The organism is Bacillus sp. C-3-6 (assembly GCF_054509685.1).
The window spans coordinates 2601271-2618158 of record NZ_CM137247.1 but is presented as its reverse complement, the minus strand read 5'-3'; the positions used below and the strand labels follow the sequence as shown (position 1 = coordinate 2618158).

Genomic DNA, 16888 nt, shown 5'->3' with positions numbered 1-16888 from the left:
CTTTTTAACTTAATTAAAGCGAAAAATATATAGGGAATCAACTACAACTTGAAGTAACTGTTATATGTACCGATACACTGTTATACACCATAGCCTCTATACTCATTTTAAGAGTAAAAAGGAGGAAGCAAAATGGTCATTTTTAATTACATTTTAGTATGTATTATTTTCGGGACAACATTTTTAACGATAAAAATTGGAATTGAAGCAGGGGCGCCACCGTTGTTTTCAGCAGGAATTCGTTTCTTTTTAGCGGGCATAATCCTTATGATTCTTTTTAAATTCAAGCGAAAAGAAATTATGCCACATATATTTTCAAAACGCATTATGTATGCTGGATTTTGTTTAACATTTATGACATTCGCAAGTTTATATTGGTCAGAACAATATATTTCTTCGGGATTAGCTGCTGTTCTTTCTGCTACGGGACCAATGATGATTTTATTAATACAAGCAAAGAGGAATAGGGAGAAATTACAAAAGGAACAACTCGTTGCTTTAGTTATTGCACTAATAGGTGTTATATTTGTTTCTTTACCAGGAATGCATCAACAAGTAAGTTTCATATGGAGTATTGCTTGTATTGTTTTAGTTATAGGAGAGTTATTTTACGGAATAGGCTCTATTCGTTCAAAAGAAATACTTTCAGATTTATCAAATGTATCACCATTTCTTATTAACGGAATTCAAATGTTTTATGGAGGGATTTTACTACTAATCGCATCTATTATTGTAGAACAACCAAATGTAACTGTATTAACTTCATGGAGTGTACAATGGCCTATTTTATATCTCATATTTATCGGATCGATCGGTGGACACGGATTATATTACTGGCTCTTATCAAAAACAAACCCAGTATTTCCATCGACGTGGTTGTATGTATCACCATTAATAGCAATTATCGTAGGGTATATCGTATTAGGAGAACCCTTAAATCCTAAAATGGGAATGGGGGCTTGTTTCATTTTGATAGGTGTATTTTTAGCAAACCGTACAACAATTGGAGCTTATTTTAAGCAAGGGAATCTATTAAAGAAGGAGCTTTAAATAGAAACGACTAAAGTGTTTTGAGAACTTAAATAAATAGATGACACAAAAAACATGCTATTACTAATTTGTAGCATGTTTTTCTTATTGGAGCCGTTACCGTAATTTTCCTGGATAATAACGAACACTGTACTTTACGAACAGTGTTCGTTGTGTTATAAATAGAACAAGTAATTCAAAAACATGTAAGGTGTGATTAATGATGGAAAGAACGAAAAATACGAAAAAAAGAATTGCCATTATAGGCGCTGGACCAGGAGGATTAACATTAGCTCGTATATTACAACAACATGGTTTAAAAAGTGTGGTGTATGAAAGAGAAACATCCCCAATGAGTCGTCAACAAGGAGGTTCATTAGATATCCATCATGATTCTGGTCAAGAAGCGCTAAAAGAAGCAGGATTGTTAGAGAAATTTTATGAATTTGCTAGATATGAGGGAGAAGATTTTCGCTTATTTGATAAAAGTGGAAAAATATATTTAGATGAAGAAGCAGATTCAGCTGGCGGAGATCGTCCTGAAATTGATCGTGGTACTTTGCGTGAGTTGCTTTTAAACTCTGTTGATTCAGAATGTATACATTGGGGATATAATTTAATAAAAGCCGTTTCTCTAGAAAATGGTATGCATAAACTTCATTTTGAAAATGGACATGTAGATATTGTGGATTTAGTTGTAGCGGCAGATGGTGCTTTTTCACAAATTCGCACACTTGTCACAGATTCGGCACCGCAATATACTGGAATTAGTATGATTGAATTGAATTTGCAAAATGTCACGGAAAATCATCCGGGAATAGCGGAGTTTAATCGACGTGGTAAAGTCTTTGCACTTTCGGATCAAAAAGGTATTTTGGCACAGTTAAATGGAGATGACAGTATTCGAGTATACTTAAGTTTTAGAACTAATAAAGAATGGCTTGATAATTGTGGGATTCCATTTGAAAATGTAGAAGAAGCAAAGAGTCAACTTCTACAATATTTTGAGGACTGGGATGAAACTCTTAAAAATTATATTAGATGTGCAGATGGTGCAATTTTTCCTAGACGAATTTATATGTTACCTGTGGGGCTAACTTGGAATAGTACACCTGGTGTTACTTTAATTGGTGATGCTGCTCATTTAATGTCTCCATTTGCTGGAGAAGGTGTGAACCTAGCTATGCGTGATGCAGCAGAACTTGCACTAGCTATTGTAAAGTATGACGATTTGAACGAAGCAATCAAAACTTATGAAGGAAAAATGTACGATTATTCTTCACAATCTGCTGCTATCTCAAATGATAACCTTGAAATTTGTTTTTCAGAAGATGCTGCTATTAAAATGTACAATCTTATGAATCAACTTCATGGACAACAATAAAACTGGATGTAATTAAGGAGAACTATGGAAGAGAAAACAAATACAACGAATAGCCGTCGTTCGCGACCAGCAAAAGAACCATTGAGTAAAGAAATCATTGTGAAAACCGCATATAACCTCCTGGAGTCTGAAGGAATATCAGGTCTTAGTATGAGAAAAATTGCAAAAGTGCTAGATACAGGACCATCTTCTTTATATGTTTATGTTAAAAATGCTGATGAATTAAGAGCGTTTGTATTAGATTATGGTCTAGGAAAGATTGAAGAAATAGATGTCAAAAATGAAACATGGAAAAAAGAATTATTTGAGCTTGTATATTCATATTTCAGAATTTTGTTCAATTCCCCTGGAATGGCAGAATTGGCTTTAATGACAATTCCAATTGGACCAAATTCGTTAGCTCTTACCGAACAGATTTTGCACCAATTACACCTAGGAGGAGTAAATGCGAAATCATCAGCATGGGGAGTAGATATTCTACTGTTATATGCTGCTTCAGTCGCCTTTGAACAAACAGCACGTAAAGAAAAGGGAACTACACTTGACGCAATTCGTGCTTCGTACGAAACATTAGATGTAGTAAAGTATCCGATGATTGTAAGCTTAAAAGATGATATGTTGTCTGGTGGAGAAGGAAGGTTCCGCTGGGGATTAGAAGTTGTACTTCAAGGTATTTTACATGCACAATAATAAGGATTTTAAAATCGAGAATTAATGGCGATATTTATATAAAATAAAAAACACACTATATTTTAAAGACATAGTGTGTTTTTTATAATTAATTCACTTTTTTAATAAAGCCTTTATAATGACGTTTTACAAGCTGGCTTTCTAACGTCTTCATAGTTTCTAGTGCTACACCGACAATGATAAGTAAGCTTGTACCACCAATTTGAGCAGAAGGTGGTAACGTAGCAATTTTCGTGAATACGAGCGGTAATATAGAAATTGCACCTAAGAAAATTGCACCAATAAATGTTAAACGGTATAAAATTTTAGTTACATATTGTTCAGTTGCTTTACCAGGACGAATACCAGGAACATATCCATTTTGCTTTTTCAAATTCTCAGCCATTTGTTCAGGATTTACTTGAATAAATGCGTAGAAGTATGTGAAAGCAACGATAAGACCGACATAAAGTGTCATTCCAATTGGATGTGCGAAATCAAGATTTGCAACTAACCATTTTGATACGCTTGAATCAGGGAAGAGCTGCGCAATTGTACGCGGCGTCATTAAAAATGCAGAAGCAAAGATAACTGGTATAACACCAGCACTATTTACTTTAAGCGGTAAATGAGTGTTTTTTGCTCCTTGATATTGATTGTTTCCTGAAACAGCTTTTGCATATTGGATCGGTATTTTACGTACAGCTTGTTGAATGTAAATAACACCAACAACTATCGCTAAAATTACGAGTCCAATTAAAACAATTTTTATTATGTGCATAAATAGCTGATCGCCAGCATTTTGGAATTGTTGTAAATAAATTTGATTTGCAACATTTGGAATCGCGGCAACGAGACCTGCGAAGATAATCATCGAAATACCATTACCAACTCCGTTAGCGGTAATTTGTTCGCCTAACCAAAGTAAAAATGCAGTACCTGCAGTTAAAACTGTCGCAATAAATAAGTATGTAGTCCAGCTTTGATCTGTTATTAATTGTCCACCTGCTATATTATTAAAGCCATAAGACATTCCGATGGCCTGTATGAATGCGAGAATGATTGTAAAGTATCGAGTGAATTGAGCTGATTTCTTACGGCCCATTTCTCCTTGCTTTGCCCATTCCGAAAACTTAGGTATAACATCCATTTGTAGTAATTGTACTATGATGGAAGCTGTAATATATGGTGTAATACCTACAGCAAAGATTGAGAAATGTTGCAATGCTCCTCCACCAAATACGTTTAACATACCTAGAACGTTAGCTTGATCTTGTACTTTTAATACCTCTGCGTTAGTATGAGGAACTGGAATAAACGTGCCAATTCGAAAAACGATTAACATCGCTAGTGTAAAAAGGATTTTCCTTCTTATCTCAGCTACTCTCATGAAATTTGAAATCGTACGAAACATTATGTCGCCTCCTATATTTTTATCAGTAAAAACTGATTATTATACCCTATGAAGTAACCACAAACCTCCTTCCGCACTAAATTCATTTGACAAATGGATTTTCATACACTTTGTAGTTTTCACGGATATAAAAATATAAGGTGTTATATAAGCGACCTTTACACTTTACGTAATCATTCAATACCCATAATATATCGAATAAATTAACAAATGTACATACATACGCATTAAAAATGAATAAATAGGGCCATTTTTTACATTTATTTAATGATAAATTGATAGGAGATTATTATTCAAGATTGTTATACATGTTATAAAAATAAAGGTGAGCCATTATGATTTATAACTAATATTCATTCAAATGTGTCAGCTAATAGTGTCTCCCAATCTTTAAAGGATAATTTATCATTTATATGTTTTAGTGCGTTAGGTACAAAAATATGACAAATAAGTTCTAAGCTATTACCATCTGGATCAATAAAATAAACAGATGCATTACCTTGATGTGGACGGACAAATGGTTCAATAGATTCATTACTCCCAAACGGAACAGCTTTAATTTGAAGTGAGTGTAACCAATGTAATGATTCTTTTAAATCCTCATATGAAACTCTAAATGCAATATGACGTAAAGAAGGATGATATTTTGTTTCGTATTCAGAGCCCGCCCATAATCCTAGCCAACTTTTCCCATCCTCAATCCAAAAGAATGCTGTTGATTCATCGCTCCAGGCTAACTTCAACCCTAGTTTTTCATAAAATCCGATAGATTGTTGTAAATTACTCACTGGTAAATGCGCTTCGTATATTCCTTTAATCAATTAAAATCCTCCACCTTTTTATTTTCTTACAATTAATATATCGATTTAAAAAGAATGTAAAATCAAATAAAAGTATGAAAGTACATACTACTTTAGTAGTAGTAATAGTAATCAATTATATTTCAATTAAAATTCATCTCCCGCTGATTAAAGTTTCACTTTATATGATTAGAGAATTCTTTTAATTTAAGAAGGAATAAATGTTAAAAAAAGCTAAATAAACAGTGTACATATTTATAGAGGAGAAGATGTAAATGAAAGTTGTTATAAAAAAATTACCACCATTAGAAGTAGCGTATATAAGACGAACTGGTAGCTACTTTGAACCGCAAGATCATTGGGGAAAGTTACTGAACTGGTCAATTGAAAATAAACTGTATCCACCAGAGCAATCATTTATCGGAATATCATTAGATAATCCTGAACTTGTTGCAAGTCATAAGTGCCGGCATGATGCATGTGTTACGATTCCTGAAAACTTCGATAAAGCAAAGTATCATGATGTGCAATTTAAAAGATTAGATGGAGGTACATATGGTCTATACCAGTTTTATGATGAACCTTATAAATTAAGTGAAGCGTATCAATACATGTATGCGGAGTGGCTACCAAATAGTGAGTATGATGCAGATTATGATAGAGATAATTTAGAGTTTTGCTTAAATAATGTTGCTGAAGATCTAGAAGGAAAGTTAAAGGTTGATTTATTTGTGCCAATTAAAAACATACCAAAAAAAACAAATAACTTCATTTGTGGCTTTAAAATGAAATTGGAATAGTAGTGAAAGAAAATCTTTTTTCGAAAATAATATTTTTAGCGTAGAAATTTAAGTATGTAGGTTGCAATGAAAGGAGAATCCGCATGGACAAATTTGTAAATAACAAGTTTTATGAAACGAGAAATCAATTAGTTGAGGAAATTTCTTTGTTGAGTGATACTCAATTTAATAGGAAACCAGAAAAGGATAAATGGAGTATTGCACAAGTTTGTCATCATTTAGTTTTATTAGATGAGAGAGTGATAACAGTTATTTTGTCAGGATTAAAAAAGTTAGATAGTGCCCAAAATGAGCGTAAAGAAATTCACACTATATTATTAGATAGAACGAAAAAGTTTATAGCTCCAGAAATGATTGAACCGAGTATAGAACCATTTGAAGTGCAGCAAATGCTCAATATGCTAAGCAAATCAAGAAAAGAATTGATGCATTTCCTGAGTACAATAGAAGATGAGTCTGTATTAGCGAAAAAATCAGTGATGCATCCAGCTCTTGGAGAATTGCCCCTTGATCAGTGGATAGAACTGATCTATTTGCATGAACAGCGTCATATTTCACAAATTAAAGAAATAAAATTGCTTTGTGAAATTGAAAAGTAAAAATTATTCCCTATTTATTGATACGTATTATAAACAGGGGAAACGGTTGATTCATATTGATTCAGAAGAAAACAAAAATATAATGAAATTAGTTGAAAGTGACCAATAAGCTTAAGAAAATATGAAACTATCCGATTTTCTGTATAAGTGTAACCCCGTCTTAAATGAAGAGCGGGGTTATTTTTTTGAAAATGTATTTATTTAGAAGGAGATAAATCAGCAACGAAACTCAAAAAATTAATCATCATAACATATTGTATATGCCCGTTTTAATAAATTGAAATGATGATAAATGATATGTCCTTATTTTGAAAGTACACTTCACACCCTTAAGGAAGGGGGATTCTGTCAGAAAACGATAAAATACAATTCTGTTAGGGATGTATGCAATTTATTCTCTTTATTTTTGCAACAGAACCACCTTCAAAATTATCTTTTGTAGTTGAAGTTTCCTGAATAATAAGTTACATTTTTAAAGTTCAAGCAACTTTATGAAAGTACAAAAAGGGGAGAAATATTATTATGCAAAAAATGAAATGGAAGAACTATGTATGTTACTTTGTAATTCTATTACTGCTTGGAACGGCAGTAATAGTCAAACCATCTATCTCTAAGGCTGAGGAATCTGAAGTTAATATCACATTGTTAGGTACTGCAGATATTCATGGTAGATTTATGCCTTGGGATTATGCGCTTGATGGAGCAAATATGAGTGGAAGTTTGACGCAGCTTTATACGGTTATAAAGAAGGTCCGTCAAGAAAATCCAAATACCATATTAGTAGATGCCGGGGATACAATTCAAGGAAACTCAGTAGAATTATTCAACGATAAGCCACAATCGCCAATGATGGTAGCGATGAATACAATGGGATATGACGCCTGGGCATTTGGAAATCATGAATTCAACTTTGGATTAGATACATTGAAAAAAGTTAGTGAGCAATATAAGGGAAAAACGTTAGCAGGAAATATTTACAAGGAAAATGGAGAGCGCTTTCTTCCTGCATATACAATTGTAGAGAAAGGTGGAATTAAAGTTGGGATTATTGGTATGAATACACCAATGATTAGTGATTTTGAAAAAGGGACAGATCACTTAAATGGTTTAGTGGTGAAAAATCCGGTAGAAGAGACGAAAAAGGCAATTAAGGAATTAGAAGGTAAAGTAGATGTAATGGTAGGAGTTATGCATATGGGACTAGAAAATGAGAATGGTATCCCTGGTACTGGTGTACAAGATATTGCAAATGCTTGTCCGGAACTAAGTGCTATTTTTGCGGCTCATATGCATAAACTTGTAAAAAAAGAAGTTGTAAATGGCGTAATTATTACAGAACCAGATAAATATGGAACACATATTTCACGTATTGATCTTACTTTTACAAAGCAAGATGAGAAGTTGGTTTTAAAAGATAAAACTGCTACCGCTATACCTGTAAAAAATGCTGATGGAACAACAATATTATCTGATCCTACACTTGAAGAAACACTAACACCTTTTCACGAATATGCGAGAGGAGATGCAAATGTTGTAGTCGCTCAATTAATGGGTAGAAATCTTGTTCCTGAAAATGAAATAAAGGGTATCCCAAGTGTTCAGATTCAAGAAACACCTTTATCAGATTTCTTTCATGAAGTCATGCTCTACTACAGTAAAGCAGATGTAGTAGCCCATCAAATTGATAATGATTATGCCCGTTTGGATACAGGTCCTATTAAGAAAAAAGATATTGCGTATAATTACCAATATGCCTTGGGAGAAATTACAGTATATAAGATTTCTGGAAAAGATTTAAAAGACTATATGGAATGGGCAGCTGGATATTTTAACTCATCTCGTGCCGGAGATGTAACCGTTAGCTTTGATAAAACCCGCCGTGCATCTAAATACAGTACGAACGATTTCTTTGGAGGCGTAAAATACGAAATTGACTTAACAAAACCATACGGAAGTAGAATTACAAATTTACGCTCTATTCGTACAAACAAACCAATCAAAATGAGCGATGTTATGACGCTGGGAATGAATGCATATAGAATGGAGGCTCTTCAGGCAAAAGGAGGAGCTTTAGAGGGGCGTAAGTTTGAAGAAATTTGGTCATCTAAACAAGAGAATGCATTTGGAGAAACAGGTGGAACCATTCGTAACCTTGCTATTACATATTTAAAAGAGGTAAAGAACGGTGTATACACACCAAAAGTTATGCGTAATTGGAAAATTACTGGTGTAGATTTACATTCTTCAGAGCATAAGGCTGTAGTTGATCTTGTGAATAAAGGGATTTTAGAAATTCCAAAAACAGAAGACGGAAAATACACAAATATAGCATCTATAAATACGAAAGACTCAATTTCAAAAGAAGAGATTGTAGCACTCTCACAAAAAGCAAATATTAATCCAAATCAGTTTAAGCATATAAAAACGAAAGGTGAATTTTACAAAAAACTTAGTAGGATTACTAAAAAAATATAAATTATAAGGTTTCTTATAGTAATTGTTATTTTAATAACATTAAACCCACTCTTAAAATAGTAAAGAGTGGGTTTTTATGTTGTTATTTAGAGGTAAGTATACTTTTATTACAATGAATATAGATAATTAATAGCTAACCAATTGGATGAGCGCCTATAAGGACTCTCTTTTATTCAAATTAATGTACATATGTGTTCCGTTCATTATTTATAATATTGACCACAATTTATGTAATTTTGCATAATGTTACATAAATTGTGTATTTTCTCTTTTTTCCGACAGAAATAGACAGTATACTTTGTACAAGCTTTCTATTTCAAAAATTATACGAGGTGAAATAATGAAAAACAAAAAGACATTAACTAAGGTAGCATTAACAACAGGATTAGCTTTAACAGCTGTGGCACCATATGGGGTAGGTCATGCAGAGGAAACAGATCAACTACAAGTTCAAATTCAGGAAGAATCGTTCCGTTCGGGTGAACTGACACAACCGTCACAAAAGACACCAGAAAATGTAGTAAAGGATGCACTTAAGGAGAAAACAGAGCAAGCTCTCTCCCAAAAACAAGTCAATGGAGAAGCAGGAGTAGATTATAAAGTCCTTCAAAAACGTGGTTCGTATGATGGAACTACACTTGTACGTATGCAGCAAACATACGAAGGAAAAGAAGTATATGGCCATCAATTAACTGCACACGTAGATAATAATGGTGTTATTAAAAGTGTTTCAGGTGATAGCGCGCAAAATTTAAAACAAGAAGAATTGAAAAAAACTATTAATCTATCAAAAGATGAAGCAAAACAATTTATTTATACGAAGTACGGGAACGATATCAAGTTTATTACTGAGCCAGAAGTTAAAGAGGTTATTTTTGTTGATGAAAATAATGGACAAGCTAAAAATGCATACCAAGTTAAATTTGAAGCTGCAACACCAAACTATGTTTCTGGTACTTATTTAGTAAATGCACAAAATGGTGATATGTTAAAAAATATGGTACAAGAATCTAACTTAAAAGCCAGTGACAAACTAGTTGGCGCTTTAAAGAAAAGTAAACAAAGTAGTCTTACATCATTAACCGGAACAGGAAAAGATGATTTAGGTATTAATCGTTCATTTGGTATCTCTAAACAAAGTAATGGCAAATATGCTCTTGCTGATTATACAAGAGGGCAAGGAATTGAAACATATGATGTGAATTACAGAGATATTACTAAAGAAGAAAGCTATTATCCTGGTACATTAGCGACTAGTACTTCGGCAACATTTAACGATCCAAAAGCAGTAAGTGCTCATTACTTAGCAACAAAAGTATTTGATTTTTATAAAGATAAATACAAGCGTAATAGCTTTGATAATAAGGGACAAAAGGTAGTTTCAGTTGTACACGCTTGGGATTCTGAAGAGACGAATGATCCGAAGAATTGGCAGAATGCATTAAGTGCTAATAATGGAAGTATGCTTGTATATGGTGATCCTATTGTTAAAGCATATGACGTAGCTGGACATGAATTTACACATGCTGTTACTTCTAGCGAATCTAATCTTGAATATTACGGGGAATCCGGTGCAATTAATGAGGCACTATCTGATATAATGGGAACATCTATTGAGAAATACGTAAATAATGGAAACTTTAACTGGACAATGGGAGAACAAACGGGATCTGTTTTCCGTGATATGGAAAACCCAGCTTCTGTTCCATCTTCACTTGGAGTACCTTATCCAGATGATTACAGTGAATTTAACGATTTTAATGGATGGGATCAAGGCGGTGTTCATTTTAATTCAAGTATTATTAATAAAGTTGCGTATCTCATTGCAAAAGGCGGAACTCATAATGGAGTGACTGTTAAAGGAATTGGTGAAGATAAAATGTTTGATATTTTCTATTATGCAAATACTGATGAGTTAAACATGACTTCTAATTTCAAAGAATTGAGATCAGCATGTATTCGAGTGGCAACTAATAAATATGGTGCAAATACAGCTGAAGTTCAAGCAGTTCAAAAGGCATTTGATGCAGCAAAAATTAAGTAATTTAGAAATATAGTTTTCATTCATATATTAATACATTATGAAAAACAGCTAATATCATTTTAAGGATATTAGCTGTTTTTTTACTTAGCAATGTATTGTTGGAAATAAACTGACTAAGCAATAATTAGGTGCGTTATCTGTAAGAAGTTGCGACAAATAAATAAGGTTTAAAGTGTGTAAAAACAGAAAATTAATAATATATTGACCTCTTGATAGAAAGTCTATAAAATGAAAGCGATAACAAACGATTGCTTTAAAATGATTTCCCTGACCTTATAGCATTTACAAATATATGAGGGCATATACAAATCTATTTTTTTAAGCATTAATGCAAGCGTTTTCGTATTAAAAGGTCATTGAAATACATACGTGAAAATAGCCAATATGGAGGTGAATTAAAAGAGATTTCTAAATTAATTTAAGCAGTGTTATTCAGTGTAAGCATAATAAATCGCTAGTAATATTTGAAGAAAGGGTGTATGTGGTGCAAATTACAAAAAGGTTAATTAACAAATCATTCTTATTACTTACCATAATCGTTATGTTATCATCTGTTTTCTCCTTTCAGAGTGTGAAGGCAATTTCAAATTCGAAAACAACTGAAATTATCATTCATTACAAAGAGAAGCTTGGAAATACAAAAGACTGGAATCTTTGGTTATGGGGTGAAAATGCAAATGGTACATCTTATGAATTTACTGGTGAAGATGAATTTGGAAAATACGCTAAGATAAAAATAGACGGTGACTATAATCGTGTAGGATTTATAGTTCGAACATATGAATGGGAAAAAGATGGTGGAGATCGTTGGATTGAAAATATAAAGGACGGTCGTGCTGAAGTATGGATTCTTTCGGGTGATGAAAAAGTATATAACTCTAAGCCTTCATCGGATCTCTCAATTCAAAAAGCAACTATTGATAGTTTCCATGAAATTACTGTAACGACTAATGTCCCATTTAATATTAGGGAAAAGAAAATTGAAATTGAAGGCATTAAAATTAAGAATATTAGTCCTAATGATATAAACAGTGGAGATATTACTAATAAGGTTAAAATAATTACGGAACAGAAAATTGATTTAAAACAAACATACAAAGTTAAAATAGAAAACTTAGCTGATACGAATACTGAAATTGGTAAAGTCATTCGTAGCGAGGAATTTGATAATTTATTTTATTATAGTGGTAACGATTTAGGGAATACATATACCGCGCAACATACAAAGTTCCGTGTATGGGCTCCTACTGCAAGTGAAGCGAAGTTAGTTACATATAAAAAATGGAACGATAAAATAGGTACTGAAATAAACATGCAACAAGGTGAAAAGGGAACTTGGACAGCAGAACTAAAAGGGAACCAAAAAGGGCTCTTTTATACGTATAAGGTCAAAATTGGTGATAAGTGGACAGAAGCAGTTGATCCATATGTGCGTGCTGCTTCTGTAAATGGGGATAAAGGTGCAGTCGTTAATTTAGAAGAAACAAATCCGAAAAAATGGAAAGCAAACAAAAAGCCAAAATTTAAAAATCCGGAAGATGCTATTATTTATGAGTTACATGTACGTGATCTTTCCATTCAACCTGAAAGTAGTATTAAACAGAAAGGGAAGTATTTAGGTGTAACAGAAAAAGGAACAAAAGGGCCAGAAGGTGTAAAAACAGGACTTGATCATATAAAGGATCTCGGTGTTACTCACGTTCAGTTTTTACCGATATTTGATTATGCTTCTGTAAATGAAGAGACTTTAAATGAACCGCAATATAACTGGGGATATGATCCTAAAAATTTCAACGTTCCAGAAGGCTCCTATTCTACAAATCCTTATGAGCCGACTGTGCGAATAACTGAATTGAAGCAAATGGTTCAAACACTACATGATAATAATCTTCGAGTAGTGATGGATGTAGTATATAACCATATGTATAACGCTGCTGAATCTAATTTCCATAAGTTAGTTCCAGGTTATTATTATCGTTACAATGAAGATGGAACATTTGCAAATGGAACTGGAGTAGGAAATGATACTGCTTCAGAAAGAAAAATGATGAGGAAATTTATGATAGATTCCGTCACATATTGGGCGAAAGAATACAATTTAGATGGATTCCGTTTTGATTTAATGGGTATTCATGATTATGAAACGATGAATGAAATACGTAAAGCTGTTAATCAAATTGACCCTTCTATTATACTACACGGAGAAGGATGGGATTTAAATACACCTCTTGCAGCTGAGCTGAAAGCAAATCAAAAAAATGCAGAGAAAATGAAAGGGATTGCTCATTTTAATGATAATATACGTGATGGATTGAAAGGTAGTGTATTTGAAGAGAAGGAAAATGGTTTTATAAATGGAAAGGAAAACATGGAAGATCGTATTAAAAAAGGTATTACGGCAGGTATTGACTACGATACAAATTCGTCTACCTATCAAGATCCAGAGCAGGTGCTAACTTATGTGGAAGCACATGACAATCATACATTATGGGATAAACTTGAGTTAACTAATCCAGGTGACAACGATGAAGTGCGAAAACAAATGCACAAATTGTCTTCTTCGATTTTATTAACATCACAAGGAATTCCATTTTTACATGCAGGGCAAGAGTTTATGCGGACGAAATATGGTGATCATAATAGTTACAAATCTCCAGATTCAATTAACCAGATGGATTGGCTGCGCCGTGCAACGTTTAATAATGAAGTAGATTATATGAAGGGCTTAATAGAATTACGCAAAAAGTACTCAGCTTTTCGAATGACATCTGCAGAGCAAATAAAAACACAAGTTTCATTTATAGGTGCCCCGAAAAATACGGTAGCTTATACAATAGAGGGGAATAAAAATGAATACTTTACGGTGGCTCACAATGCAAATAGAGAAGCGGTTGAAATAACACTTCCATCGAAAGGGCCTTGGAAAGTACTAGTAGACGGGAAGCAGGCGGGAAGTAAACCACTTTATGTTGTCCATGACAATAAAATTAAAGTTCCTGCATTAAGTTCATTTGTTTTAAAGTTAAAATAATATAATTTCACATACTGTAATTATATTACAATTTAATAAAAAAAAAAGAGAAGAACTCACCAAGGTTCTTCTCTTTTTCATGTGAAATTAGGGTTTCCATAATTGTAGATATAAGAGTTCTTGAAAATAGCAAAAGGCAAGACGATGAACCTATTTACAAAATGACAAGAAAATGACAAAACTGTAAGAATGCATGAATGTTTGTAAGAAAGTTCGATGTTTTCCTTTTTCTTTTTTTATTAAAGTGAAAAAGAAGAAAGTGATGTCATAAGAGGTTGATATTTTTAGATAGATACAATAACCAAAACTATTTATGTAATGAAAGTATATGGAAATCGGTAAAACACCTTACTAAAAAGGAGGGATTTGAAATGTCTTTTTCTCAATTCAATATTGATATTTTTCGAGCAATTAATGATTTAGGTAAACAATATTCATTTCTAAACTCAGCCATGGTATTTTTGGCAGAATATATGGTATATATTTTTGCTTTAATTATTTTAGCTTATTGGTTTACTGGGTCCAGAAAAAGTAGAATGATGGTTATTCAAGCGCTGGTTGCTTTTGTAATTGCCGAGGTAATCGGGAAAATAGCAGGGAAATTTCATTTGAATTATCAACCGTTTGCAGTATTACCTGGTGTTAATAAACTTGTCAATCATGCTATAGATAATTCATTTCCTAGCGACCATACGATTCTCTTTTTTTCGATTTGTTTTTCATTTTGGCTTGTTCGTAAGAAGACTGGATGGTTATGGCTTATACTTGCATTTTGTGTGGCAATCTCTCGTATTTGGGTAGGAGTTCATTATCCTTTTGATGTAGTAATAGGGGCTTTAATAGGATGTGTTTCAGCGTTATTTTCGCATTGGTTTATACCGAAATTTTCTTTTATCAACAAGTTGCTTACTCTATATGGAAGAGTAGAGAAACATGTTTTACCATCAAAAAACAAATCAAAGGGATTTTGAGTATACAAGTATGTGAGTCTTTTGAATAACCAAATGGCATTACATTAAATCGTCTTGGAGGTCATTTTAAAGGAAGAACTGTTTTACACTGGAATGTTGGAAATTATATTAAGGCATTTTGCTAACAGATGATATTTTTCAAGTGATTGCCAACTGTCAGTGAGTGAGTTTCATGTACAGTTATCTACATCCACTGCTAGTAAAGTAAAATAGCTGACGGATATAGTAAAAGGGCTACCATTCAACCGTATTTATAATGCTTTTCATCGAGTCGTGTCAAAGCATGTGGACCTTGCTGTTCAGAAGTCAGCAGATCGATACATAAATGCACTGCAGGGAACACGTTTTAATACATGGGATGTTTCAGTATTATCTATAGATATCTGTAAGGAATAAAAATAAATAGATAAGTTTAGAGCATGTTATTATCATTTTTTAAAACATGCTCTTTGTATTTAAAGTAACACCAGCATTACTGACACGTACAAGTTATCAACAATCTTTATGTTGAAAGAATCTTAGTGTACGAATGTTGGTACTACCCCTACTTAGTAATCTCACAATTTAAGACCTGTCATTGGATAAGTGCAGGGAGTTCAATCGATTTTGAATAAAATTGATAGTATCAGTTGCAATTTTTTTACGTTTAAGAACTATCCCGGCATGCCCACATGTATAAATATATCGTGTAGGCCTTTCCCAAGATTCCCACAAGTAGTCTGTATCCTCAGAATGCACATATAGATCGTGCTTACCTGAAATTAATAAAATATTTTCTTTTTTTACTTTTGGTAATGCTTGACTCGGTTCAGTAATTTTCCAATAATCTATTAAATCATCATACGTTACACCATGATGTTCCAAGTCTTCTCTAATAAATTTACCTGGAGTTGTATTCCAAATTGAATAAGAGATTCGATTTGCATAGAAAATGGATGCTAACACATCAATTTCTTCTTCAACAAGAGAGGTTAAGTTAGTAATAAATCCACCTAAACTAATTCCTATTAGAATCAGGGGACCATTTTTATTTGCTTTAATCCATTTAATCAAAGCTCGTAAATCAGCTACCGCTTGTCTAGTTGCTTGTACTGTTCGTTCAATATTTGCACTTACCATATACTCTCCACTGAAAAAGGATTGATCGGGTTTTCTTTCAAAATGATAGGGTAGAGTGAAATAATACATATTCCACTTCAGGCTGGTCATATGATCGTGGAATATTTTTTTCACACGTTCGTTAGAATCCATTCTCCAACCGTGAACAAAGATAACATGAGGTGCATTTTCATTTTTATGTAAGAATAATTCCCCAGTTACAGAGTCGTTGCGTGAATCACCGGATTGAACCGAGCTTTTATATTTGAATTGCCCAACCATGTATTCCTTTTCCTGTTTTGAATGCTTAATGTCAAAATGAATATAGGATGGTTTTACTTTATAAAAAGATTCTATGTCCTTTATATTTAATGAAGTGTTAGAAAGGGAAGTATACTGAAACGCTACACTTCTTTTTTTGTGTAAATCATATAAGGCGTACCGATCAATGAGTTTTGAAAAAATCAAATTAACCTCCTCCAAAATACATATTGTTTAAAACATGGACAAAATTTATGTTGTAAATTAATTATAAAATATTCTCTTTTCCTAATAGTAGGTGATAAATTTGTAT

12 protein-coding genes are annotated in these 16888 nt (G+C 33.0%); 9 read left to right on the top strand and 3 right to left on the bottom strand.

What is annotated here, in order from left to right; translation table 11 throughout:
• Positions 1 to 132: 132 nt before the first annotated feature.
• The 3 genes from ACW0JX_RS13405 to ACW0JX_RS13395 all read left to right on the top strand — a co-directional run bounded on the left by ACW0JX_RS13405 (position 133) and on the right by ACW0JX_RS13395 (position 3103).
• The gene (locus ACW0JX_RS13405; RefSeq protein ID WP_459244816.1) at positions 133 to 1050 is read left to right on the top strand and encodes a DMT family transporter; all 918 of its coding nucleotides are present in this window, start codon (positions 133 to 135) and stop codon (positions 1048 to 1050) included.
• A 199-nt stretch (positions 1051 to 1249) separates the two neighbouring features.
• Entirely contained in the window at positions 1250 to 2413 is a 1164-nt protein-coding gene (locus ACW0JX_RS13400; RefSeq protein WP_459244815.1) for an FAD-dependent oxidoreductase, read from the top strand.
• Between the two features lie 24 nt (positions 2414 to 2437).
• Positions 2438 to 3103, top strand: coding sequence for a TetR/AcrR family transcriptional regulator (locus tag ACW0JX_RS13395; RefSeq protein ID WP_459244814.1), 666 nt, complete (start codon positions 2438 to 2440; stop codon positions 3101 to 3103).
• Positions 3104 to 3191: 88 nt separating this feature from the next.
• On the opposite strand, the gene secY is transcribed toward ACW0JX_RS13395, so the two are convergent.
• Both secY and ACW0JX_RS13385 read right to left on the bottom strand, forming a co-directional pair.
• Positions 3192 to 4496 (bottom strand): preprotein translocase subunit SecY, encoded by a 1305-nt coding sequence (gene secY, locus ACW0JX_RS13390; RefSeq protein WP_000490135.1) that lies wholly within the window; start codon positions 4494 to 4496, stop codon positions 3192 to 3194.
• A 353-nt stretch (positions 4497 to 4849) separates the two neighbouring features.
• Entirely contained in the window at positions 4850 to 5317 is a 468-nt protein-coding gene (locus tag ACW0JX_RS13385; protein ID WP_459244813.1) for a VOC family protein, read from the bottom strand.
• 254 nt (positions 5318 to 5571) lie between these two features.
• Here ACW0JX_RS13385 and ACW0JX_RS13380 point away from each other — a divergent pair, with 254 nt between their 5' ends.
• The 6 genes from ACW0JX_RS13380 (at position 5572) to ACW0JX_RS13355 (ending at position 15216) form a co-directional block, all read left to right on the top strand.
• Positions 5572 to 6096 (top strand): AraC family transcriptional regulator, encoded by a 525-nt coding sequence (locus tag ACW0JX_RS13380; protein WP_098976491.1) that lies wholly within the window; start codon positions 5572 to 5574, stop codon positions 6094 to 6096.
• 83 nt (positions 6097 to 6179) lie between these two features.
• The gene (locus ACW0JX_RS13375) at positions 6180 to 6695 is read left to right on the top strand and encodes a DinB family protein (RefSeq protein ID WP_023522123.1); all 516 of its coding nucleotides are present in this window, start codon (positions 6180 to 6182) and stop codon (positions 6693 to 6695) included.
• A 522-nt stretch (positions 6696 to 7217) separates the two neighbouring features.
• The gene (locus ACW0JX_RS13370; protein ID WP_459245775.1) at positions 7218 to 9170 is read left to right on the top strand and encodes a bifunctional metallophosphatase/5'-nucleotidase; all 1953 of its coding nucleotides are present in this window, start codon (positions 7218 to 7220) and stop codon (positions 9168 to 9170) included.
• A gap of 340 nt (positions 9171 to 9510) precedes the next feature.
• The gene (locus tag ACW0JX_RS13365) at positions 9511 to 11214 is read left to right on the top strand and encodes a M4 family metallopeptidase (RefSeq protein WP_069355711.1); all 1704 of its coding nucleotides are present in this window, start codon (positions 9511 to 9513) and stop codon (positions 11212 to 11214) included.
• 484 nt (positions 11215 to 11698) lie between these two features.
• The gene (gene pulA / locus ACW0JX_RS13360) at positions 11699 to 14245 is read left to right on the top strand and encodes a type I pullulanase (protein WP_168411290.1); all 2547 of its coding nucleotides are present in this window, start codon (positions 11699 to 11701) and stop codon (positions 14243 to 14245) included.
• A 371-nt stretch (positions 14246 to 14616) separates the two neighbouring features.
• The gene (locus ACW0JX_RS13355) at positions 14617 to 15216 is read left to right on the top strand and encodes a phosphatase PAP2 family protein (RefSeq protein ID WP_168411291.1); all 600 of its coding nucleotides are present in this window, start codon (positions 14617 to 14619) and stop codon (positions 15214 to 15216) included.
• Between the two features lie 564 nt (positions 15217 to 15780).
• Here the strand turns inward: ACW0JX_RS13355 and ACW0JX_RS13350 are convergent.
• On the bottom strand, positions 15781 to 16782 hold the full coding sequence (locus ACW0JX_RS13350; RefSeq protein WP_088023963.1) for an alpha/beta hydrolase: 1002 nt from the start codon (positions 16780 to 16782) through the stop codon (positions 15781 to 15783).
• Positions 16783 to 16888 lie beyond the last annotated feature (106 nt).